General features: G+C 37.7%; 16 protein-coding genes and 1 pseudogene. 6 read left to right on the forward strand and 11 right to left on the reverse strand.

All coding sequences use genetic code 11. The annotated features are described in order from the left end of the window. Positions 1-49 precede the first annotated feature (49 nt). The 6 genes from CGC64_RS16460 to CGC64_RS19180 form a co-directional block, all read right to left on the reverse strand. Positions 50-1,687, reverse strand: a complete 1,638-nt coding sequence (locus CGC64_RS16460) for a beta-N-acetylhexosaminidase (RefSeq protein WP_005678454.1) — start codon at positions 1,685-1,687, stop codon at positions 50-52. Then, positions 1,684-3,963, reverse strand: coding sequence for an alpha-L-rhamnosidase-related protein (locus CGC64_RS16465; RefSeq protein ID WP_005678453.1), 2,280 nt, complete (start codon positions 3,961-3,963; stop codon positions 1,684-1,686). Before CGC64_RS16465 ends, CGC64_RS16460 begins: the two co-directional genes overlap by 4 nt. A gap of 103 nt (positions 3,964-4,066) precedes the next feature. Further along, positions 4,067-5,734, reverse strand: coding sequence for a RagB/SusD family nutrient uptake outer membrane protein (locus tag CGC64_RS16470; protein ID WP_005678452.1), 1,668 nt, complete (start codon positions 5,732-5,734; stop codon positions 4,067-4,069). 6 nt (positions 5,735-5,740) lie between these two features. After that, entirely contained in the window at positions 5,741-8,827 is a 3,087-nt protein-coding gene (locus tag CGC64_RS16475) for a SusC/RagA family TonB-linked outer membrane protein (RefSeq protein ID WP_005678451.1), read from the reverse strand. A gap of 97 nt (positions 8,828-8,924) precedes the next feature. Further along, entirely contained in the window at positions 8,925-10,364 is a 1,440-nt protein-coding gene (locus CGC64_RS16480; RefSeq protein WP_005678450.1) for a hypothetical protein, read from the reverse strand. A gap of 1,130 nt (positions 10,365-11,494) precedes the next feature. After that, positions 11,495-11,788 (reverse strand): transposase, encoded by a 294-nt coding sequence (locus CGC64_RS19180; protein WP_055171713.1) that lies wholly within the window; start codon positions 11,786-11,788, stop codon positions 11,495-11,497. 682 nt (positions 11,789-12,470) lie between these two features. On the opposite strand from CGC64_RS19180, the pseudogene CGC64_RS19185 reads away from it, so the two are divergent. Then, positions 12,471-12,811: pseudogene (locus CGC64_RS19185) on the forward strand (IS4 family transposase); the annotation flags it as partial. A gap of 85 nt (positions 12,812-12,896) precedes the next feature. On the opposite strand, the gene CGC64_RS16495 reads toward CGC64_RS19185, so the two are convergent. Further along, on the reverse strand, positions 12,897-13,787 hold the full coding sequence (locus CGC64_RS16495) for an AraC family transcriptional regulator (protein WP_005678444.1): 891 nt from the start codon (positions 13,785-13,787) through the stop codon (positions 12,897-12,899). A gap of 199 nt (positions 13,788-13,986) precedes the next feature. Between CGC64_RS16495 and CGC64_RS16500 the strand changes: the two genes are divergently transcribed. From CGC64_RS16500 to CGC64_RS16505, 3 genes are all read left to right on the forward strand, one after another. Then, positions 13,987-14,703 (forward strand): beta-galactosidase, encoded by a 717-nt coding sequence (locus CGC64_RS16500; protein ID WP_005678443.1) that lies wholly within the window; start codon positions 13,987-13,989, stop codon positions 14,701-14,703. A gap of 79 nt (positions 14,704-14,782) precedes the next feature. After that, positions 14,783-15,001, forward strand: coding sequence for a discoidin domain-containing protein (locus CGC64_RS19365; protein ID WP_373587534.1), 219 nt, complete (start codon positions 14,783-14,785; stop codon positions 14,999-15,001). A 2-nt stretch (positions 15,002-15,003) separates the two neighbouring features. Then, positions 15,004-16,743: a beta-N-acetylhexosaminidase gene (locus CGC64_RS16505; RefSeq protein WP_005678442.1), complete on the forward strand. Its 1,740-nt coding sequence runs from the start codon at positions 15,004-15,006 to the stop codon at positions 16,741-16,743. 516 nt (positions 16,744-17,259) lie between these two features. On the opposite strand, the gene CGC64_RS19190 is transcribed toward CGC64_RS16505, so the two are convergent. From CGC64_RS19190 to CGC64_RS16520, 4 genes are all read right to left on the reverse strand, one after another. Further along, a complete protein-coding gene (locus CGC64_RS19190) occupies positions 17,260-17,469 on the reverse strand; it encodes a hypothetical protein (RefSeq protein WP_005678441.1) in 210 nt (69 codons plus the stop codon). Between the two features lie 238 nt (positions 17,470-17,707). Continuing rightward, positions 17,708-17,926, reverse strand: coding sequence for a hypothetical protein (locus CGC64_RS19195; protein WP_224241879.1), 219 nt, complete (start codon positions 17,924-17,926; stop codon positions 17,708-17,710). 413 nt (positions 17,927-18,339) lie between these two features. Further along, a complete protein-coding gene (locus CGC64_RS16515) occupies positions 18,340-19,074 on the reverse strand; it encodes a hypothetical protein (protein ID WP_229127080.1) in 735 nt (244 codons plus the stop codon). 367 nt (positions 19,075-19,441) lie between these two features. Continuing rightward, on the reverse strand, positions 19,442-19,654 hold the full coding sequence (locus CGC64_RS16520; RefSeq protein ID WP_005678436.1) for a hypothetical protein: 213 nt from the start codon (positions 19,652-19,654) through the stop codon (positions 19,442-19,444). 329 nt (positions 19,655-19,983) lie between these two features. Between CGC64_RS16520 and CGC64_RS16525 the strand changes: the two genes are divergently transcribed. Both CGC64_RS16525 and CGC64_RS16530 read left to right on the forward strand, forming a co-directional pair. Further along, the gene (locus CGC64_RS16525) at positions 19,984-20,922 is read left to right on the forward strand and encodes a tyrosine-type recombinase/integrase (protein WP_005678433.1); all 939 of its coding nucleotides are present in this window, start codon (positions 19,984-19,986) and stop codon (positions 20,920-20,922) included. A 375-nt stretch (positions 20,923-21,297) separates the two neighbouring features. Beyond that, positions 21,298-23,919, forward strand: coding sequence for a PL29 family lyase N-terminal domain-containing protein (locus tag CGC64_RS16530; protein ID WP_005678432.1), 2,622 nt, complete (start codon positions 21,298-21,300; stop codon positions 23,917-23,919). Positions 23,920-24,097: the final 178 nt, after the last annotated feature.

Below are 24,097 nucleotides of genomic sequence, written 5' to 3' on the forward strand. Positions count from 1 at the left end.
ATGGTCGTATACTTTTACATTATATAATATTCAGTTCTCCCTTTTTTCCTCACCAACCGGGTCCCGGATAGTTTTTCTCATCCATTCCTCCGACATAAATACCGCGTGCCTTCCATAAATCCCACATCGGAGACAAACGATACTTAAAGTTTGTGTAATCTTTTGCCGATTGCTTGCTCCAAGCCGTCTCGGCATAAGCTGCAATACGGGGAAAGATATGGTCAAATGTTTTTTCCAATGTTGAATCCCATTCACTCCAGCAAGAAGCCTCAAAACCAATTATATTCTTTACTTTAGTAGCATCTACTCTTTCCGGAATACAACTTGTTAGATAGGCATTCTGTAGCCCTGCATTGAAATAAGCAAAATCCGTGTGCGACTGCACGACTTTAAAGCCTAATCTTAACGAATGATTCAAGACATCTACCGAACCTGCCCAATATTGAGAGATAGCTCCAGGCATATCTACCGCCATCTTAGAGGCAACTCCTACGGGGCCTGCCATGTCACTCCAACCCATCATTTTTCGTCCTTTTTCATTCAGATATTTATTTATCTGATTGAAATACCAAATCTGTAATTCAAAATTTTCCGTAATGCCCAGACTATTTTTCAGGCTCCTAATAGACTGCGAGTTAGCCCAATGATTTCCGTGTGCTTCGTCACCACCAATATGAATATATTCACCCGGGAACAAAGCCATCACCTCATCCAGCACATCATGCATAAATTGTATAGCGAAATCATCCGAGACATCAATTATTTCACTAAACACCCCCATTCTGCATTCCACCTCTATCTGTTTTTTAGTGGTTCCCAACTGAGGATAGGAAGCAATTGCTGCAGAGCTATGCGTCAGAATCTCTATTTCCGGAACAATCGTTATATTCAATTTCTTGGCATAAGCCACGATCTCCTTGATATCCTCTTGAGTATAGTGACCAGCCTGAGGAATATTATCAAATTGATCATTTTCCCATTCCCAACCCAAACCGGAGCATTTACGTTTAGAACCGACTTCAATCAATTTAGGATATTTCTTTATTTCAATACGCCAGCCCTGATCATCCGTCAGATGCCAATGAAAGGTGTTCATCTTCAAGCGTGCCATTTCATAAAGAAGCGTCTTCACAGCTTCTTTCCCTTTGAAATAACGAGCTTCGTCAAGCATCACCGAACGCCATGAAAAAACAGGATAGTCTGAGATACTAACTTCACGTACCACAAATAAATTGCCCTGCAACGTAATCAATTGCCGAACAGTTTGTGATCCGTAAAAGATCCCCAAATTATCTTTAGCCGTTAACACGATTTTGTTATTGGCAACTTCTATCCGATATCCGCCTTCGGCCTTCACCGTCAACGCCGGATCTATTACTAACTGAATGGTAGCATCTGTCTTATCCTTACTGACCACCGGTTCCATACCGTGATCTTCTTTTAAATAACCTGCCAACAAAGTGGCTTCATCTTCTATTGCCGCTGTGCAACTGATTGTAACATCTTTATCTACTGCAAATGCTCCACGTCCATAACTTATAAATTGTGGCAATGGAATGACTCTAATATCTTCTAGGGAAACTCCATCGCCTCCACTACTTTCACCTGTACCGTTATCACTATCTGAACATCCTGCAAAAGGTAAAAGCAGGAATGAAAAGCAAAGAAATATACTCATTTTCTTCATGGTTTTAAATTTTTAAATTTATCTATTTTTTTTGCTAATATGGTATATGTTCCGGCAGATAAAGCACAGCCCTGTTCTGAGAGAACCTTACCATTCACACGAACCTCTCCATTTACCGAATTTGGCAGTTGCAGAATAGCTTGTGTATTCTTAGGAACCGTTATTTCCATTTTAAAATCTTTATCCGACGATTCAAAAGAAGAACGTATCTCACCGGCTATAGTAGGTATGGTGATAGCCGCCTGATGCAAATAGGTATCATCCGGTGCTATACGAAATGTTTTATAAGCTGCATCCAAGGGCTCTATACCACAGACATAACGGGCAATGACAATCAGAGGACCACCACTCCAGGCATGATTTACAGTTCCGCCACCGAAACCATTGGGACCGATATCCCAGCCTTCAAACAAGGTGGTATAGAAAGGATGGTTCACCATAGGAGCAAAACGTTTTTGCATACGTTCCATAGCATACTTGCCCTCACCCATTACAAAGAGTGCTTCCATAACATATTTCTCCATGTACGGACTAGCATAGAATTGCTTCTTAAACAAGTCAATGATATACGGATATTTATCTTGTTCAGCAATACCGGAAACAACAGCCAGGGCCTGTACGCGATCGTCCGTACAATCATTATACTCTGGATGCCTGTACGCATATCCGTTCCAGCAACGATTATACCCCTCTTTCACCTTGTTCATCTGCCGACTGTAATTATTAGCATCAGTTGTTTCTCCCAAAAGTTGTGCCATTTGCCGAGCACCTTTTAAGGCCAAGTAATGCCAACCGGCAAAGATAAGCCGAATATCCCGTTGTTCTCCCCAATCCCCCCAAGTCCAACTGCCTCCACGGAAATTTGTTAACCCCGTGCTATCCAATGTCCATAACTCCAAATAGCGTTTCACTCCCGGATAAACCTGCGCTATCGTTTCGCGATCACCGGTATTCATATAATAATTCCAAAAGCCATAATATCCGATACTGGCTAACATCTGTCCCGGCAATTCACTATCATAATTACCCGCCGGAATCGGTGAAGAAAGTGCTCCATCAGAATGTTGCCAAGCAATCAACTCCTTGATGCCCTTACTCATCAAAGCATAAACGGAAGATGAACAAGTGTAAAAGCACTCTCCCATTAAAATCACTTCGTCACCCCACCATTGCGCACGTTCACGTTCCGGACAATCAAAATACGTATCGCGCATGTTAACATAAAGGGTTCGCAAGGCCTTCTTCCAAAAACGATTCACAAAATCATTATCACAGCTAAAACTTCCGGTCATTTCTGTATTATAGCCCGTTTCACGATATTTCAATCCATTAACTTCGATACCTTTAGGCAGAATAAAATAAACCTCATGTCCATTCAACCAGCCTAGTGATTCATAAGATTGCCGACCTCGACGAGTAATATACTCAGCTCTCAGATTAATATCTCCCGCTGCATATGTATTATCCGTATAAATGCCGATGCAGTTTCCCCCTACAGGGTCCGTTATTTCCAATATTGGAGTCATCTGTAAATTATAGGGTAACAAGGCAATCAGCGTATCCTGTTGTTCTCCTTTCAATCTGCGCATAGACTCAAAAGAACGTATACCGAAGTCTTTCCATTGCGGAATAGGACGTTTTATAAGTTTATTGTAAGGAGCTTCTCCCCATGTTCCTAACACCAGTGCGTTACTAAATCCCAGCGTTTCCGGACATTCAGTTGTCTGCCACCCCGTCATATCCTTACGAGCATCAAAACGAATGTTCGATTCCGGTAAACGAAAATTAGGATAAGGTGCATCCGCACTCCCATAAGCAGGATGAATCCGGCAAAGCCACGTTTCATCACTACCCAAAACAAATTTCTTACTTTCTAAATTAAATAGCAATCCAGCTTGTCCGCTACTCTTGTGCGAAAAGCCCTCTTTACCGAAATACCAGACCAATATAGCTATCTGATTTTTCCCTTTTTGCAAGAAAGGGGCTAAGTCCACCTCATCGTAATAGGTGTCCTTCGGAGTCGGTCCACGCTTCACTCCTCCTTCAAAAACAGCAAGTTGTCCGTTAATCCAAAGCCAATACTTACTATCCACGGCAATCTGTGCAACCGCCTTCTCCGGACGTTTTGGCAAGATAATGTCTTTCCGGAAAGTCATCCACGTATTGGGATGATTGGCATCGGAAGGGGCGATCCATTTTCCTTCAGTTGCTTGTATTCCCAAAAGTGAACTCAAGGAAAAAGCAAAAATCAGAACTATAAAAAATCGGTTCATCATATAAAAGTTTATTTGTTTTATTGAATCCCCCTCCTTCGTCCTTCTGTTAAAAAGGGGAAAAGTTCAAAGGAGAGGCATTCAAATATACTCAATCAGATTCTACTTACCAACCCGGATTTTGCTTTAGTCGACCGTTGCTCATATTTATCTGTTTGGTAGGCAATGGGGCTAGATAATCACGTCCCGGACGGAACTTACGGTTATCTTCGGTTATTACAAATCCGTCACTATCCAAAGATGGACTCAATTCTTCATTCTCGTCTGCATAATTAGAGAACTTTACGCCTTTCAACGGTAGCGGCATCTCTACTTCAGCTGTTTTCCAACGACGAAGGTCATCATACCGGTTGGCTTCAAAACAGAGTTCAATCGTACGTTCCCGACGGATCTCCTCACGCATATCCAAGCCATACTTTGTAACAAACTCATTAGTTAAATCCGGCATTCCTACACGTTTACGGATACGGTTAATAGAGTTATTCAAATCATTATCACTAATCTCGCCTTCCAGCTCATAGGTAGCTTCTGCATAAATCAACAGGACTTCTGCAAAACGGATAATGTGGGCATTGTAATAAGCCCCTACATGATAAATATCAGGTAGTTCACTGATATACTTCCACACACGATATCCGGTATTTGTAGAGCAAATACCCATAAAACTAACCGGACATTCAGTAGCCACACCATGTTGACTAACATAAATATATTTACGGCCAGGCACCTGCAAGACACAAGTCATACGCGGATCACGGTCTTCATATTCCGATTGCACACTTTCATAACCCTGGAAACACGTTTCTACATTATCAATAGGAACACCATTCTTATCCAAAAACATATCGGCAAACTTCTTGGTTGCCAAAAGATAACCAGCGCTAACCTTATCAGCCATATCATGGAAAGTTCCTTTCATGTTCTTAGCATACTGATAATCAAGAATAGACTCGCACGAATTATCACCATCTTCCAAAAACAATTTACGATATGAATCCGCACCTAATGACGCTTCGTAGTATAAATCATATTCCGGTTTGTCGAAAATAAGTTGCCGGGCACATTCTTTGGCAATCCCCAATAATGCCAGTCCATCACTACGATGTTTATGATTTATAGCCCAGGTTCCGGCATACAGTGCTACTCTTGCCCTGAAAGCCACGGCTGCCCCACTGGTTATACGTCCGGTTTCGGCTACTGCCATTTCAGACTTCTTTGGTAATAATAGTGAAGCATCATACAAATCCTGCAAGATGGCATCTTCTACCTCTTTACGGGGCGTACGTTCCATAAACAGTTCAGGAGAATCAATATCCAAAGAATGTGTAACTAAAGGGACATCTCCAAAACGATTGAGCAACTTAAAATACTGGTATGCCCGGAAGAACAACGCTTCTCCTTTGTATCGAAGAATCTTTGGATCAGTAGTATGCAAGGCATCGACATGCTCCAATAAAATATGAATCTTGCGTAGATATGCATAACAATCATCCCATACTCCATCACTCTCCGATGGCAACCAACGACCATTACTCACACTGTTAAATCCAAAATAAGAAGTTGACAAATCCGCTTTCTGATCATATTGGGCTAAATTATCATCCCCATTAAATTTCATTAAAGAAGGATATAAGCCATTCGCATAAATTTTAAAATCATTTTCCGTCAGCCAATAGTCACCATCCGACATTTTATCTGCGGGCATCAGATCCATTCCTTGGCAGGAAGACAATAGTATAGCCACTATAAAACTATAAAATATATTCTTTTTCATAATCAATTAAAAATTAAGATTTACACCAAACGAGAAATAACGCATAAACGGATACCCAGAATAATTCCCATTATCTTCAGGATCATATTTGAAAGGAATATTATCAATTTCAAACAAGTCATTTCCGCTAAAATAAACTCTCAAACGATCTACCTTTATTTTCTGAGTCAAAAAGCGAGGAATGGTATAACCAAACTGTAAATTCTTTAAACGTACATAAGCCGCATTCACCAACAGGTTATCCGATGTACGATAGTTCCATAAGTTACGGTCATCGTCATGAGTCAATATCGGATATTTAGCATTCGGACGGTCAGCAGACCAAGTATTATGATAGAATTCGGACAATGGATAATGCCAGTCAGGATAGAAAGGTATCAAAGGTTCTCCGTCTTGTACAACTTTACGTTTGGCCACTCCTTGAAAAAAAATGCTTAGATCAAACCCCTTCCATTCCATATCGATATTCAAACCGAAATTATAACGGGGATTACTGGTACCTAAGTACACAAGATCACCCTGATATCCACGTTTAGGATCACCCGTCGCAGTAATCGCTCCATCACCGTCGAGATCCAGATACATCATATCACCCACACGCAGATTATCCGGAACTCCCTTCATTTTTTTATACTCGCGCAAAGTAGCTTCGTCTCGAATAATTCCTCCTGATTGATATCCAAAATATGCATTGGTAGAATAACCCTGAATATTTGATATTAAGCCCGAGCGCAGTCCGGAAAATCCACCCAAATTAGTAACCTTATTGCGAGAATCAGAAATATTACCACGAACACTATAGGAAAAATCATTCACCTTATCTCTCCATGCCAAAGAAACTTCCCAACCTTTCACTTCAAGAGAACCGTTATTGGATGCCGGAGCAGTCGCACCCAACAGACTCGGATAATCTACAGCAATCAACATATTTTTATTTTTCTTATAGAACCAGTCTACGCTGGCGCTCAAACGATTATTAAGTATTGCTATGTCCAGTCCGATATTTGTTACTTCCAGTTTCTCCCAAGTACGTGCCAAAGAGACCATGTTGGAAGATGCCTGCTGACTCTTCTCCTCTTTGTTGAATGGATAAGGCCAATCCGAACTGATGTTAATAATCGGAATATAGTCATAACGTCCGATCCCCCCCTGACAATTACCCATTTGCCCCCAGGAACCTCTTATTTTTAACTGGTCAAAAATGTTCAAATCTTTAATAAAATCTTCTTCAGACAGACGCCAGGCAGCAGAATATCCTGTAAATAATCCCCAACGATGCCCTGGAGCAAAACGAGAAGTTCCATCATACCGGCCATTAATCTCAACAATATAACGGTCATTGTATACATAACTCAAACGACCGTACACAGAGCGCAACGTTTCCGCCCAAGTGGCAGCACCTGTTTCCTGATCCTTCGAACTACCTAATGCCAGATTAAAATTATCACTTGTAAAATTCTTACGCGTAGCCGAGAAAGTATCATAAGAGAATTCTTCATGTTGTGCACCCGCCATGACCTTCAAATCATGTTTCTCAGCGAATAGTTTATGATATTCCGCATAAACATTATAGTTACGGTACCATTGTTTAGAGAAAGCTCTTGAAGCCCAATTTTCAGTCGTATTATATCTATTCAGCGAATCATCCCAATTCCATTGAGCATATTTTCCTCCATTAGTGGTATCATCATTTACCTGTCTTCTCAGGATAGCCTGTCCAGAAATTTTCAGTTCAGGTAAAATATTCCAGTCCAATGCAAAATTGAAAGTAGTAATAGCGTTGGCATAAAGGGTATTTCCTCCTTCTTCCAGTTCTTGTGCTGGATTACCATATCCTTGCCAAGAATAAAATTTACCAGACGGAGTATAAAGCGGTGCCCAAGGTGGTTGTCTATACCCCCATGCCAAAGCAGTGCCGATAGCTGAAGAAAAATCATGATCATGTGCCGTATATGAAATATTGGAATGGAACAAAAGGTTTTCTAGAACCTTCACTTCATTTTTCACACGCAGTGAATAACGTTTACTATCATCGTGACCAAATTTTAAAGGAGAATCTTCCGACTGATAGAAGCCAGATACATAAAAGTTATATCTGTCTGTTCCCCCGGATACATTCAAAGAGTAATTTTGCAGCCCTGAGCTTTTTCCCAAAAGAGATTTCGTCCAGTCATGATACTGATAATGCTTAGCAAAACCAAGATACCCACCCATCACTACCTTATCATTATTTTCACGAATCAAGTCCAGCTCATCTTCAGAGTATACAGGATTATCCGAACCGTCGGAACAAGCTTCTCTGTCCATTTCGGCAAACTGAAGTAAGTTTACTTTCTCTTTTACCCTTCCAGGTGTTTTAAAAGCATAGTAAGCATTAAAATCAACTTTCACCTTACCTTTTGCAGCAGATTTCGTAGTGACCAATACAACCCCATTAGCAGCACGATTACCATAGATAGAGGCTTGAGCATCTTTCAATACGGAGACACTCTCAATATCATTAGGATTCAAAAAATTTATATTTCCCTCTGCACCATCAATAAGTACCAAAGGCGAACCGCCATTTACAGAAGAGACATCACGAACACTAAAAGTAGCTTCGTCACCGGGACGGCTTCCCTGACCGTTACTTCTATTAACGACTAATCCGGGGATTAATCCCTGAAGCGCATTAATCGGTGTAGCTGAAGGTTTAGACTGAAATGCTTTCTGGTCGGCAGTAGCTACTGCTCCGGCAAGGTTTGCCCGCTTCGTCGTACCATAACCGACAACCACCACGTCATCCAGCATTTTACTATCTTCTTCCAATACTACATTGATAATTCCTCTGTTGCCAACCTTTTTCTGTACACTTTTATATCCGATAAAGGATATCTCAATTATATCTTTCGGAGTAGCACTCACAGTATAAATACCATAGACATTGGTAATAGTACCTTTTGTAGTTCCTTTAACGGTCACATTAGCTCCAATAATCATTTCTCCATTTGTATCGCAGACTGTTCCCGTAATGCTTTTGGTCTGTGCCCATATCCCTACCTGTGATGATAGTAAGCAAGTAATTAGCAATATTCGAATAATATTAAATTTCATAATATGAATAAGGTTTTGTTGAACTCTCGCAACATTGATAGGTCATATATATCATCGATGAATGTTACGGAATCCTGTTATTTAATAGAGGTTAGAACTATTTTTGAATGGCATAAGCCCTCATTAAGAAATTATCAAAGACAATATGGCAGTTTCCATACATCTTATCATTTAAAGTTGTATCAAAAAACCACGCTCCTGGATACTTGTCTTTATCTTCTTTAAGCAACCATATTTCCGGATCATGATTATCATCACCTGTAGCTACAATCCATTCAGCGCCACCTTTACCAAAAGATACATCAACACCACTTCGAGATAAATTATAATCAATCGTCCAAACTGCAGGAGCATTCTCAGAGTCAAACTGCGACATTGGCGGATAATCCTCCCAAGCAAAAACAAAATACATTTCTTCAAATTGCGAAGCCTTTTTATCCAAAGCTTTTATATCGTAAGTACCCATAAGCAAATCAAAAGTTATTTCGTAATGTCCCACATTCTCCAATATAATCGGATTCGGATTATCTGACTTTATGATATACTGTCCATCATTACTAATTCCATACTTTACTTGAGTCTCTGGATCCTTACTACTTACAAAGATAATTCTTGTATTAGTCACCGGAGCAAAATAAGAAGCTGTAAACTTATAGCTTTCCACACTCTTCTTTTCCGCCAGCATCGGAAGTCCAAACACAACTTTACTTAAATCAATTGAAGTATCCAACGTAAATATCTTAGTGTGTTTCTGATTATGCTCTGCAAAAGTCGATTTGACAGAAACCATTGGATCATATTTAGCTGTATTTCCGTCTTCATCCGTCAGCGTAAATACAACCTGTTTTTTGTCCAAATCACCGCTTGTACTTATCGGATAATCTTTAGTAAATTCAACATGGCGTCCTTCGTCCGTTGCTATAGCGGTTAAATCAATTGTTTCATCAATACCCAATGCCGTGCCTTTCACTGTGAGAGTCTTTAATTTCGTCCTATTACTTTCCATGATAAGGCTAACAGGTAATACCAAATTATCTGCAACACTGAATGTTACATCATTATTATCGACGTGAGCGACACCACCATTCAATACAATATTAAAACCCATTTCCTGTCTGATTTCAAGACGAGGAGCTTCAGGTGTAACCAATACATTCAGTATTTCAGTTTTCGATTTACCCGAATGATCATAAACAACAACCTTTACTTCACCCACAGAACCTCTTTCTACATTTCCAGGAATAATCACAGCTTGTATCAAGTCATATTCTGTAATATAATTCTGATCGCTAAAAGGAATTCTTTCACTAAATTCAAACTCTGCACATTCAATCTGAATATAGTTAATACCAGCATCATCCGTCACTTTAGCCTTAATATTCACGGTTTCACCAGGCAACCCTTCAAGTTCCTCGCCAAGAAACTCAATCATGGGAGGCTGAGTATCATTAGCATTTTCATTGTCATCTCCGCACGAAATGGCGAAGAGAACAAGCAACGTTACAAACAACGTAACTAAATAATGTTTTTTTTTCATATTCAATAGCTTAAAATTAATAGATATAAAAGTTAACGCTATAAATAATACCGGTATATTAAAAATGCGAGTACTTCATTTAAGTAGATTTTTTTAATTGCTTTTCACGTGCCCATAATCTTAAATTTTAGCAAGGTTAATATTGATATAAATAATTAATAATGCAAAATTACGCAATCATATACGCATTGTGTTTATGAAAATGATATATTAATTTATGATTCTGACCGTACATGTATTTTTTATTCACTCATATTTTTTTGATATTACATCGGGGGCTTCTTCAAATTTGGTGGTATTCCTCTTATTATGAATGCAGAATCTTAGCTCTTAGTAGTTTTATTCCGGCTTTGTTGAACATTTGTCTTTTGACCGCTTTAATTTTATTCACTGGTCTCCCAGTAATCCGTTACTGAAGGGGACATCAATGACTGCCTGTACTGTCTCCCTGTCTTTTTTCAATACCATATGCAAAGTTCGTCAGTGCCATGTTACGTGTTGCATTCGCTTTTTCAATCTATTTTCTAATATCCTTATCATAAGTATTCCCATTGATCATACCTCTGAAATTCGTACATACGTTTAAAAATTCTTTAATCTATGGTGAGGACTTATACAGTTCCGCTAGTTTAGAATTATCCGATTTTCCCTTTAGAATGTATTGGCATATCTGATTCTGTGAAACTCTCTGTATTTTACTTCTGTTTTCAATTCTCTCATTATGCTCCTTGACTTCCTTCCTCTTTTGGTGATACATTCTTCGCAAGCCAGATGCTATCCTTCCAATAAGTGCCCCACTGATTTTACTCCCCATTTTTTGCCAATATTTTCCGGTTAATACAACCCGCACTAATGATTGTAACCAGTTCGGATACATATTTAAGAGCAGTCTTCTGTTTCCCATTCAAGTATGCTCCTATTCTTCTGTTGTGAATGTTCTTATAAATGTAGCAGCTTTTCTTGCCCAAATGTGTGGCTGTATGCTCAATGATCATCCCCTGCATTTTTAAATTCAGACTTTCCCTGTATATCCTCAATTTTTCTCTGTGTCGGGCATCTCCCATGGTAAATATGTTCTGGAGAATTAACGAAGAAGCCGTATCTCTGTCAGGATATTCATATTTGAGCTTTTACTTGGTCTGACGAATTATTTTCTCTATTTCCGGTATCATCGTATCCGTCATATTCTTGATTAGATGAAACCGGTCGCAGATTTGTGTAACACCGGGGATTATTCTGTTTATAGACTCTGTGAAACATCTTCCACGGTCTCTCATCATATATTGTATTTGAGGATTCCAGATGAGCCAGTTATCAAGTGCTTCTCCGCTTCTATCCTCTAACAAAGCAATAGGTGTCATCTGGCCTACGACCACCCCCATATAATCCTTACCTTTTTTATAGGCAAAATCATCAATACCCACATCAATACTTTTTATTATGCATTAGAAGATTATGTTGCCCGTACTGTTGTAGGATGCGTAAGCAGGAAGAGCTACTGACCGTTATATGAAACAATTGCAAAAGAAAAGAAACCTTTCGGAAGGTAAGTTTCAAGCTTATCGATCTGATGCGTTCCTCAACAAGATAGCTCCGTCTACCATACCGACGAACCAGAAAAGACAATGGTTCGCAGAATATTTTTTACAGACAAGAAACATTGTCACAATAATATTTACCAACCCTTATGACTAACTCCAAAGTATGATCGTAAACTTCAAAATCCTGAATATGTTAGGAGTAGCAACTGTGCAATTAGTGACTGAAATGTCCGCAATAAGGACAGGAAGCCCCCTTGCCGGCCGTATATAGAAAGACCGTCAATGAACCAACATCTTCAGAGATACCATCTTGTTGTAGATTATCGTAGCCAAGACTGAATCTGAAATTATGGAATAATCCCCTATTTTCGGGGATTTTCTTTTTATATACCGGGAAAATTACAGTTTCTCACTGGGGAACAATTCCTTGACCGTGAGGAAAAAGAGGTGAGGCTAAGAAATAAAAAAAGATTATCACCAAATTTGAAGAAGAACCTTTATTTGATTTTTATACTATAATGATACATATAATAAAGTATTCTAACTAATTCTTAAGTATATTTCTTATCCAAAACTCCGGTCTGAAACATTCAAGTTCGTCCGCTTCTGTGATGAAGAAGATGAACATGATTCACTTTCCCGATAGACACCAAACACTTATCCACACTCAATGTTGCCAATCTTTATAAAAGGTGATTAGTCGAACTGTGCTTCAAATGGCTGAAGCAACACCTCAAGATAAAGATTTTTCAGGGAACCGCTGAGAACGCTGTCCGAATACAGATTAGCGTGACTATCATCACTTACTGTCTCGTAGCCATTATCCAATATGATATGTAACTAGAACGTTCGACATACGAAGTCTTGCAAATTCTGCATATCTCATTAATAAGTAAAACTACTTTGTAAAACATATTAAATAAGCCTGACTTCAAAAATGTTAAAGTTCTATCTGATCCCCTTATTTCAGTTATTTTTGGAATATCCCTAATCAATATTTAGGTCTTGCATATTTTTTGAACTCACTTGCCGTAACCCCCTCTTTTGTCTTAAAAAACAAAGAAAAATGGCTAACACTATCGAATCCTAATTGATAAGCAATCTCCGATATGGAATCATCCGTATTTGTAAGAAGCTCCTTGGCCTTACTCAATTTAAGTTGCAATTGATATTGAGCAGGTGAAATTCCGATGTTCTCTTTGAAAGCTTTCCTAAACCATGAATAACTAACTCCTAAATCTGTTGCTATTGCTTCCGATGTCTTATTCGTATGTAAGTTTTTCCGCATCATAATTCTTGCCAGATTTATTTTATCCAAAACAGAAGTATTAATCCGGCATTGACTTTTATAATACACTTCTCCCAACATATGGCATATAATACTCGCAATAAAAACTGCATATCCGGTACGTTCTTCCTCAACAACTTCAAGAATATTTGTATAGAGCTCAAGAATAGATTGACTAATACCGATATTCAACAAGGGAGTTGAAGGGGAAAAATAACCATTACGTATCCATTCATCTGCTCCATCCCCTTTAAAACCCACCCAATATTCAGTCCAACCTGTATTTGCATCCGGTCGGTAGGTATGTCGCTCGCCTGGAAACAACATAATTATCGTACCTGCAGATACTTTGGTAGTTGCACAAGAATCAGAAGTGAAATACCCACTCCCTGCTACAATATAGACAAATTGATATTCATGAAGTATCCTACCATATCTCTTAAAGTTATAATTGTCTGGATGTATAGACAATGGATAATGACAACGTGGGGCCACAATCTGATATCCCACTGTAGTACATAAAATCCCCCATTTAGCAGTATTTGAATAATTAGCAGTCAGGTAGTGTAAAAGGTATTTTTCAGAGTTTTTCATATTGTATCAAATTTATAAAAAGATATATCAAAAAATAACACATATAACCATAGTGTATTTCTAACTTTGTATCGCAAAATTACATTATACAACAACAACTTAAAAGAAATAAGTATTAAAAAATATTGCAAAAGTATATTTTACAATCCAGCAATCATTCCATAATACTTCAAAAGTGATTAAGCTTTTTATTTAAAATATGAAATTGATAAAAGTATTCTTTCTAATAGTGTTTATACTATGTTGCGAATTAACATCAGCCCAGCAACGTTTTAAAATAGAAAATGGTTCTTTCCTCATTGTTGGAAAAAGGACACAACTGATTTGTGGTGAAATGCATTATTCGTGTATTCCTCACGAATATTGGAGAGACCGTTTGAAAAGAACAAAAGCAATGGGATTAAATACCATATCTACTTACGTTTTGGGGAATTTTCATAAAAGGCAACCAGATATTTTTGACTTCAAAGGTCAAGCTGATTTATCTCATTTTATAAAATTGACACAAGAAGAAAGTCTTTATGTATTATTACGTCCAGGCCTCTATGTATGTGCGGAATGGGACTTTGGAGGATATCCTTATAGGCTCTTAAATGAAGAAGGTATGGTTTTCCGAAGTAGAAATGAACACTTTTTAAAAGCATGTGAAAGGTATATTATGCGATTGGGAGAAGAACTATCTTCACAAACTATTAACCGAGGGGACAACATCCTCATGGTACAATTGGAGAATGAATATGGTTCTTATGGCGATGATAAGATATATCTGAGTGCTTTAAAAAATATGATTCAAAAAGCAGGATTCGACATTCCACTTCTCACATGTGACAGAGGAGGGCAAATAGAAGCCGGTCATCTTGAGGGAGTATTTCCTGCTATCAATGGAGTCTTAGGAGATGATATTTTAAGATTGTAGATCGATACCAAAAAGGTGGTCCCTATTTTATTGCAGAATTGTATACGCTGATAATGAACAAACAGATAAAAATATTGGCATAGCTGAAAATCTAATAGATAGCGACATTTCTTCTTTTTGGCATACGAGTCCAAATAAACCGGGACATCATCCACACTGTATAATCATTGACATGAATGAAATATATAAAGTAAAATCTATCCGCCTACCTTCACGTGAAGGCGCATTTTTAACGGGAATAGTTCGTGACTTCCGCATTTACGCACGTCCTCAATTTTTCTTATTTAAATCTATTTAGCCATGAAAAAAGTATTATTTATATGCGTTACAATGTTATTAATATGTATCTCAGGAAAGGCTACCGAGAGGAACCTTCTTCTTATTCCATATCCACAACAAGTATCAATAAAACAAGGTAACTATAATCTAACAGACAACGTAAAAATAGGAGCAGATCCGCTTTTTACACAAGAACTGAAGAAACTGCAAGAGGTACTCACAGAAGACTTCGGATTAAAATCCCAAATAGTAAAACCTTCCAAAGCTGATATTTCTCTTTGCTACGATGCTTCCTTCATGCAGGAAGAAAAAGAAGCCTATCAGTTGGAAGTAACTGACATGAAAATAACTATCCGCGCCCAAATGGCAACGGGCATATTTTACGGCATTCAGTCGTTGCGCCAACTTATCAAATCGGAAGCAGGAAAATGGATAATCCCAAAATTGACCATAACTGACTATCCTGCACTTTCGTGGCGTTCATTTATGTTGGACGAAGGACGTTATTTTAAAGGAGAAAAGGTAGTAAAGCAAATTCTGGATGAAATGGCTTTGCTAAAGATGAATGTGTTTCAATGGCACCTGACCGATGATCAAGGTTGGCGCATTGAAATAAAAAAATACCCTCGTCTCACGGAAATCGGAGCATTTCGCGACTCTACCCAAATGGAATGGTACGAAAGTCACCATTACGACGGCAAGCCACATGGCGGATTCTATACCCAGACACAAATCCGTAGTATTATAAAATATGCTTCCGAACGACATATAACTATTATTCCTGAAATTGAAATGCCCGGTCACAGTGCTGCTGCTATTGCAGCTTATCCTTGGTTAAGTGCAACAGGAAAAGAAATAAAAGTACCCTGCAATTTCGGAGTTCAATACGACGTGTTCAATGTTACAGATCCGAAAGTTTTGAATTTTCTTAATGATGTCATAGATGAAGTGACCACGTTATTTTCCTCGGGAATATTACATATTGGTGGAGATGAAGTTCGGTATGACCAATGGAATGCATCATCTTCTGTCCAAAAATTTATTCAAGAAAAAGGATTTTCTTCCGCTTCCGACATACAAGTATGGTTCACAAACCAAATGTCGAAAGTAATTGCTCAAAAGGGGTGGCGTATGATGGGGTGGAATGACATTACAGGCGAAAAACTACACCACTTTCAAAGCGGAGATAAAGAAGGAACCGAACGTTTAGCACCAGGTACTATCGTACAATTTTGGAAAGGAGATTCCGACATACTGCAACGTACTGCCGAACAAGGGCAGCATATAGTCAACTCTTACAACAATTTTACCTACTTAAATTATAGTTATGAATATGATTCTTTACAAGCGACATACGAGTTCAAACCTATTTCATTGCAACGTGCCTATGAATTCAAGCCTGTACCGGAAAACTTCCCAGTACATTTAGTTCCTCAAATTCTCGGAGCCAGTTGTCAGATGTGGGGAGAATGGATCCCCACTGTAGAAAGTATGAACTATCATATTTACCCTCGCATAGGTGCATATGCAGAAGTTTTTTGGACGCTCCCAATACAAAAAGATTACGTCCGTTTCCGAAAATCATTAGAGTATTTCCTGACACGTTGGAAAAAACAAGGAATTATTTATGGTCCCACAAGAAACAACCAAATTCATTCCACACAACAGACCAACATCGAATTTGGAATCCCTGATGAATATAATGATCCCTACCGATATATCACCGGAACTTCAGACAAAGCTTTGTCTATTGGAAATTAATGCCACCTATAGACATAGAATTGAACTGAATCAATTGAATAATCAGGCAAGCGTTTCTTTTTTTCTCATCTCTGAACGAAAAGTAGTTCGAAATACCATCTAGGAGCAAAAGCGTTATTAAGTAATAAAAAATTTAATTCCAATAAAAATAAAGGATAACTATTAACCACTCAAAAAATGGTTCCTACATGCTATCTGTAAGCAATAGAAATGGAGTACAACATGATTACCGACCAACTGTAGAAAAAACACCCTAAACGAGGGAGATTGGCATCAAATAGGAATAAGTTTTGATACTACTCGGCAAGAACTTCGCCTATATTATGACAGTCACAATGTAGCCATATATTATACCGAAAGTATAAATAATGCGAATCTATATTTGATTCATTAGTTAAAAATTAGGGTAATCAATGTGATGGCTATTTTTCCCATCGTGTGTACTAGAAGCCCAGATGTAGATCTGACCTTCATCGCTCTTTGAATATTTGTTTTTTCATTCAACCAGTTGAACAATTATTCAATGGGTTGTCTGACTTTAGAAACTGCCGTTGAAAACAAGTCTCTTGCCACTTTCTCCCTTTTGGTTATTTCAGGTGATTCTCCTTTGATAGCTTTTACAGGAGTAAATAACGAAAGTTTTTTGCATTCTTGCGTCTCTTTATAGAATAGTATATCTGAATATATTTTATCGGCATATATTTCTCTATTGTTCTGATTTCCCACACCTTACTCTTTTGAATACAATACAGTTGAGTCATTTTCATCCGCAGCGGAAAGTATAAGCATTTCAAGAAAAAAGGTATAATTCCTTTTCTACGGAAAGCCACTACATGGAGTTTTAGTCCGAAGTAATATACGTTTTTTGTCGAATAATATCCTCTGGAAGTAATCTCAGTGGACATCTTTCCTGCTCTGTTCTTTCCCGAGCAAGTAATGATAGGCATTGGGTCGACTAATGATTTCATACTGCCACAATCTTGAGGTTTGAATGAATTAACAGCCAGACAAGTTCCCTAATTGCTTCTGGCATCAAAATCAATCTATAATTGAATGCTTGGTAAGAAGAAGACAAGTCGAGGAACCATGAAAGCAGGTATTCCTTGGCAAAAGGATGATTGTTATTACTGAACTTCTGGTAGTAGAATTTGAGTGAAGACTCGTAAACATCGCAGATATACATATATATTTTTATAAGTTTTAATTCTTTCTCCTTGAGAATCATTATTAGAACAACGAGGACTTTATTATTATAATATACTGATTATCAATAAGATTGATAAATAATTAATGAGATAATTAACTTAATAATAACGTTTTAACAAGCAAAAAGGTAGATGATTGTCAACTGCTGATTCGTATAAATAATTTAAATAGTGGATTTCCTTTCAATTTAGGAAGCATAGACAGCAGTAAATGGCAAGCTTTCATTGATTACCTTGACCATCTTAGTTTTACAACAAAACTAAATCAGCAGATTGGTTTGCTAAAGATTTTAAGATATTGACTAACCAAGTACCCTAGAATTATCAATTACGTCCAAGCAATTAAGCATTATGGGATTCAACATTTATCATGAATTGAAAAGAAGCATTATTAAAACTCTGGATAATATATATATCTAGCTCTATCTAAGTACTCTTTACTTTTAGGAAATTGGAAAGATGCAAAATGGAGTAATTCTTTATATTTCAGAAAAGTAACTTCTTTTTTAGTCACAGTTAAGTTTACCTTACAGTTGAGTACTCCTTGTCCTACAGGATAACCATTGGCAGCAATCCATCTAAGAAAAGATTTTAATATTCTGAATTGTTTTACAGTGGTACGATTACGATATCCATTCTTCACGTAGCATTTTTTTAATTCTGTCATTTTATTCTCATCAAGTATCACTAGAGAAATGTCTGGATCACAGCTATTTAATTGATTCCATACTTGAACATATTTGTGATGTACAGATCCACTCCAACTTCTTTCTATAGAACAAACTTCTAAGAAATCATTGAAAATTTCACGAAAAGATTTTTCTCTCTCTATTGAACCAACTACTACTATCTCCTTTTCTATTCTCCCCAGCTTCTCATTAACCAACTCTTTTGTGGTAGGGATTTGGGAATGTACACCATACTCTGTGAAAGATTCTTCAATACATTCCAAAAATTGAGAAATGCGATTATTAATATCACGGGCAACATATACCTTTCCACCAACTTTATGAGTAGTGTTGTATCTGACTCTCTGGTTCTCATTATCCCATTTTTCAAGATCAGCATTGCAACCTACAGAAAAGCCAACTTCACACTTCCTGTTATTCCATCTGACGCGAATCATAACCTGTCCGTTCTTGTGTAGAAAAGCTCTACAACTGTGACTAATTCCCATCATATATCTTACTACTTTATTTGTTATTTTGGAGCAAATTTAGAAAGAAAAAATCGTGGGGAGTAAGCGTCTATTTCTACTCCCCCTTTTTTTGAGCGTACATGATTTTATGTGCTATAAAAAGATGCAATTCGCCACATACATTACTGATCTACAATAGTATACAAAATTAATCCAAAGCAATTGTGGTCAAAGCTATAGTCCGATACGCTCCACTTCTTCAAAAGAGTAATTCGGCAACGAGTTACTCTTTTTTGATTTACTTATATGAAGTGTCTTTACTACATTTTATACCCACCAAATAAAAAAAGGACCTTTATTCAAGGTCCTTTTTAATTACTTCATCCATTTCTTTTATACGTTTCTTGCGGTTCTTGATAGGACCGTCTTTCGTATCATCTTTGAAAACATTATCTGCACGGTCAGTTACTTCACTGCTCCATTCTTCAAACTGATTTTTAGCCGGACGGCCATTCGGTTCGATATTCTCTTCGGCAATCGAATCGTGTCTGTTAATCATATCATCCATATCTTCTCTATTTTAATAGGTTATAGAAACAAGACAATAAAACAGGCAAAAAGTTCTTAGTTTTAATCATTTTTATTCTCCCTAACAAACATATATGTATCGGCCCAAATCAGCCATAACACAGCATCTTGATATTCAACATCTTATTTACATCTATTTTGGGTTTAAAACCAAGCCCCTGTTCCTTTAAAAGAAACGACCTATTTCTCACCGAGGAACGACTTCTTCCTTTTAAAGAAACAATACCTTTATTAAATCCTGGCACAAAACCAGCCATATTAATGAGAATACTTGTATCTTTATTGTCGAATTAATCAATAAATTGTGAGATGTCAAAAGTATTAGGATTTATGAAGCAAGTAGCCCGTGGGCTACAAATGGAGGGAAACTTTGGAACTGCTCATGTCTATCGCAGCAGTCTCAATGCCATTATTGCTTATCGTGGGAAAGATGATTTTGCCTTCAATGAGGTAACTTCAGAGTGGTTAAAAGGGTTCGAAGTTTATCTTCGTAGTCGTGGGTGTAGTTGGAATACGGTTTCTACCTATCTGCGCACTTTTCGTGCCGTTTACAATCGTGCCGTCGATCTTCGTCGGGCACCATACGTGCCGCATCTGTTCCGTTCGGTGTATACGGGAACTCGTGCCGACCATAAACGGGCTTTGGGTAATGAAGATATGAAAAGGGTCTTTTGCAAATTGTCACAATCTTCGGGTGCATCTTCGAATATGCGCCGTGCACAAGAATTTTTCATTCTTATGTTTCTACTTCGAGGTATGCCGTTTGTCGATCTTGCTTATCTACGCAAGAGTGATTTGCGTGATAATGTGATCACGTATCGTCGGCGTAAAACAGGCCGTCCCCTGTCGGTGACGTTAATTCCGGAAGCAATGATTCTGGTAAAGAAATACATGAACCGCGATTCTTTTTCTCCTTATCTCTTTCCTTTTTTGGAAAGCCGTGAAGGAACAAAAGAAGCGTATCGGGAATATCAGTTGGCGTTGCGCAGCTTTAATCAACAACTAATGTTGCTGGGAGAGTTATTAGGACTAGGCGATAAATTAAGCTCGTACACCGCCCGCCACACTTGGGCTACGACGGCTTATTATTGCGAAATTCATCCGGGTATTATTTCCGAAGCTATGGGACATTCGTCTATCACTGTAACGGAAACATACCTCAAGCCTTTCCGAAGCAAAAAAATTGATGAAGCAAATAAACAAGTTCTCGATTTTATAAAGCGCTCAGTAATAGGATTAAATACCTGATTATTATCCTGTTACTTTGTAGGTAACGGGGAGAAATTCCGGTGCAAATATGAGCATATTTCTTAAAACAACCAAACGAAATCAAACATTTTTTCCAATAAACTACTCAAAAACAGAACTAGGATAGATAAAACACGCGGATTCTTTATTTTAGGGCTTTGTTAACCTCTAAATTATGCCAAAGATTTTCCTCCCCTCTGCCGCTCGTCAGAAGCAGGGGTAAAGAACTTTCATAATCTATCGTATCATTTTTCTGTATTGACTACTCTAAAAGAGCAGGAACAAAGGTTTCCCCGTTACCTACAAAGTAACGGGTTGTCTATTATTGAAACTTAGTGTTTAATAATATATTATTAATGTAATTTTTAAGTAGTTATGAAAAGAAAATTTGTAAAAGTGATGTTCTTCGGGGCGTTGGCACTTTCTACTGTCACCTATGTAGGCTGTAAGGACTACGATGATGACATCGACAATCTACAAACACAGATTGACGCAAACAAAGCCGACATCGCCAAGTTGCAGAGTTTTGTAAAAGAAGGTAAATGGGTGACTAATGTTGAAGACATTACCGGTGGATTTAAGATAACTTTTAATGATAATAAAAGTTATTCTATCACAAGCGGTAAGGATGCTACTCCAACGACAATCAAGATTGATCCGGTAACAAAGAACTGGATTGTCAATGGCAATGACCTAGGTATTTGTGCTGAAGGTAAAAAAGGTGATGCGGGAGTAGGAACTCCGGGCAAAGCTGGATATGCACCGGAAATTTCTGAAGATGGATATTGGATAGTTTGGGATGCAGAAGACGGAAAACCTAAAAAAACAAATGTTAAAGCTGCTACAGATATCTATGTAAGTGCTGACGCTAGCAATCCATTGGTTTGGGTATTGAATATTCTCAATAAGGAAACAGGAGAATGGGAAAAGGTTTCTATGCCGAAATCTGCTCGTATCACCGGTATGAGTGTGCTAGGTGTAAAAGAGGATGGTACTGTTGATTTAGGCTCTACACAAGCTGAAGCGACTCTGTATTATCATAAAGCAACCACAGACATCAAATTTAATGGAAATGATAAATTTAAGAAAGCAGGTGATTTACTTATTGCCAGAGGTGGTAGTAAGATTCACGCTTTGATTAATCCGGTGAATCTGAAAGCTGCAGATATTCAGGCTTACGAAATCGGTCTGACAGATTCTAAAGGTAATACTAGCTTTGTTGTAGCTAATATTGCAGATAATTTTAGTGTAGATGCTTTGACTCGTGTAGCAGACCCAGAAAAAGAACCTACTGCTAACAAAGGTGTTTATGATTTGACTCTCAGATTTGCAAATGGAGTAACTGATACAGAATTGAAGGCCTTGGAAGAGAATACTGCTTATGCTCTTACAACAAAAGATGCATGGGGTAATGAAATCATTTCCGGATATGACGTAAAGGTTGCGGCTAAAGCTGCTACAGAACAAGACCAACCAGAAGTCGAGTTTACTGCTCCTGACGAAGCCTTGACTTATCAGAAGAGCTATAATTTGGATGAACTGTTTAACAGTGAATTAGATAAGGTGGTAGCTTACTATTATGAAGTTACTAAGGACGAAGCTGCTAAGGTGGATGCAACATTTGATAAAGATAAGAATACAATTATTGCAAAGAAGGAAGGTAAAATGAAGATTAAGATTCACTATCTTCCTGTTAGTGGAACAGTTGCTAGTACTGAAGTAACACTGACTTTTGCTTATGTAGCTAAACAGGCTGAAATCAAAGATATGACTTGGGTTGTAGATGGCAAGAAATTAACAGCTACTTCTGAAATTGTTGGTCCTTCAGTAGATGAAATTAAAAAGTCTATTAATGGCATTGATTCCGAAATTGAATATACTGACGGTAAGGTAACAATCAATGGAGTAAAGGATTTACAATACTCAGACGAAGATGCTAAAAATAGTATTACATTAGCTTTGGTAGGTCTGAATGCAAAAGGTGAAGAAACGACTACAGCGGAAAACATTACTAAGTATGTAATCAAAGCTACATTCGATCATGAACATGTTGCTGCTGTACCTCATACCGCAACAGTTAAATTCAAGAATAAAAAATATGATCAAAACAATTCAGAGCTGGGTAATGAATATTTGTATGAAACTACATTCAAAATTACTGTAGATCAGCCGAAGAATCTGTATACATTCAAACATGCAACTGCTTACTTTGAGGACAAAGAGAATGCTGTAGCTTACGGTAAAGTATATGAAGGTAATAGTCCTAAACTTATTTCTTTCAACCTTTATACCTTGTATCAAGCTAATTCTATTCTTGAAGGTGATGCAACAACTAATAGCTTTGTGAAATTCACAGAAGTAATACCGGAAAAGAGTGGTAACAAAGTAGCTAAAGCATGGTTAACAGAACAAGGTACTGATAATGGGGCAATTTCAGTCGAACCTTCTCCTTTACACGGTGGTGTTAATACAAGTCGTAGTATTACGGTTACTTATGCACCATTCGGAAATACTCGTTTGAATGCTATTGTTGACAAATTTAACTTGAAAGTATTATCTGAAATTTATCAAGGTAGTTTCGATTTTGTGAAGAAGTTCAAAATCGACGGAAAAGATGTACAGAAAGGTGAGAAAGAGGATAATCCGATTGAAATAGAAGGAACAGGTACTGTCGAAATACTAGAAAGTGATTTCATCAGAAAAGATGCTCGTGCTAATGACTATGGCTTTGATGATAATAGAATTGTATCGGTTAAGGTTGAGTTAGCAGATGATGACGCTAAAACTTATCTGACAATTGACAACACTGAGTTTAAGATGGGAACTGAAGTTGCTGCACAGTCTGGAACAGAACAAAAAATGAACACTGTTACTATTGGAAAGAATCAGACCGCAGGAGCCATTATAAATGCTCCTACTTGTAAAGTCAACATCAATATTCTTGACAAGTGGGGTATGACGAAAACAGCATCAATCTATGTTAAAGTGAACAAATAATTTAGATTGAAAGACTTATAATTGAGAGGCATCCTAATTCTCTTTGAGACTAGAGATGCCTTCTCTATTATACGAGACAATAAATTCTTTAAAAGAAATATACTGAGAGATCAACTGAAAATTATGCTTGTGAAAGTATATTTTCAAATGTTTGTCTCTTGGAAGGGATGCCTCCCTT

Origin of the sequence: Bacteroides caccae, assembly GCF_002222615.2 — a bacterium.
Classification (GTDB): domain Bacteria; phylum Bacteroidota; class Bacteroidia; order Bacteroidales; family Bacteroidaceae; genus Bacteroides; species Bacteroides caccae.

Excerpts from the sequence above, each read along its gene's own strand:
- CGC64_RS16525 (WP_005678433.1), top strand. The coding sequence starts at position 19,984 with ATGTCAAAAGTATTAGGATTTATGAAGCAAGTAGCCCGTGGGCTACAA.
- CGC64_RS16500 (WP_005678443.1), top strand. The coding sequence starts at position 13,987 with ATGAAATTGATAAAAGTATTCTTTCTAATAGTGTTTATACTATGTTGC.
- CGC64_RS19195 (WP_224241879.1), bottom strand. The coding sequence starts at position 17,926 with ATGTATATCTGCGATGTTTACGAGTCTTCACTCAAATTCTACTACCAG.
- CGC64_RS16515 (WP_229127080.1), bottom strand. The coding sequence starts at position 19,074 with ATGATTCGCGTCAGATGGAATAACAGGAAGTGTGAAGTTGGCTTTTCT.
- CGC64_RS16470 (WP_005678452.1), bottom strand. The coding sequence starts at position 5,734 with ATGAAAAAGAATATATTTTATAGTTTTATAGTGGCTATACTATTGTCT.
- CGC64_RS16530 (WP_005678432.1), top strand. The coding sequence starts at position 21,298 with ATGAAAAGAAAATTTGTAAAAGTGATGTTCTTCGGGGCGTTGGCACTT.
- CGC64_RS16505 (WP_005678442.1), top strand. The coding sequence starts at position 15,004 with ATGAAAAAAGTATTATTTATATGCGTTACAATGTTATTAATATGTATC.
- CGC64_RS16520 (WP_005678436.1), bottom strand. The coding sequence starts at position 19,654 with ATGGATGATATGATTAACAGACACGATTCGATTGCCGAAGAGAATATC.
- CGC64_RS16480 (WP_005678450.1), bottom strand. The coding sequence starts at position 10,364 with ATGAAAAAAAAACATTATTTAGTTACGTTGTTTGTAACGTTGCTTGTT.
- CGC64_RS16475 (WP_005678451.1), bottom strand. The coding sequence starts at position 8,827 with ATGAAATTTAATATTATTCGAATATTGCTAATTACTTGCTTACTATCA.
- CGC64_RS16465 (WP_005678453.1), bottom strand. The coding sequence starts at position 3,963 with ATGATGAACCGATTTTTTATAGTTCTGATTTTTGCTTTTTCCTTGAGT.
- CGC64_RS16495 (WP_005678444.1), bottom strand. The coding sequence starts at position 13,787 with ATGAAAAACTCTGAAAAATACCTTTTACACTACCTGACTGCTAATTAT.
- CGC64_RS16460 (WP_005678454.1), bottom strand. The coding sequence starts at position 1,687 with ATGAAGAAAATGAGTATATTTCTTTGCTTTTCATTCCTGCTTTTACCT.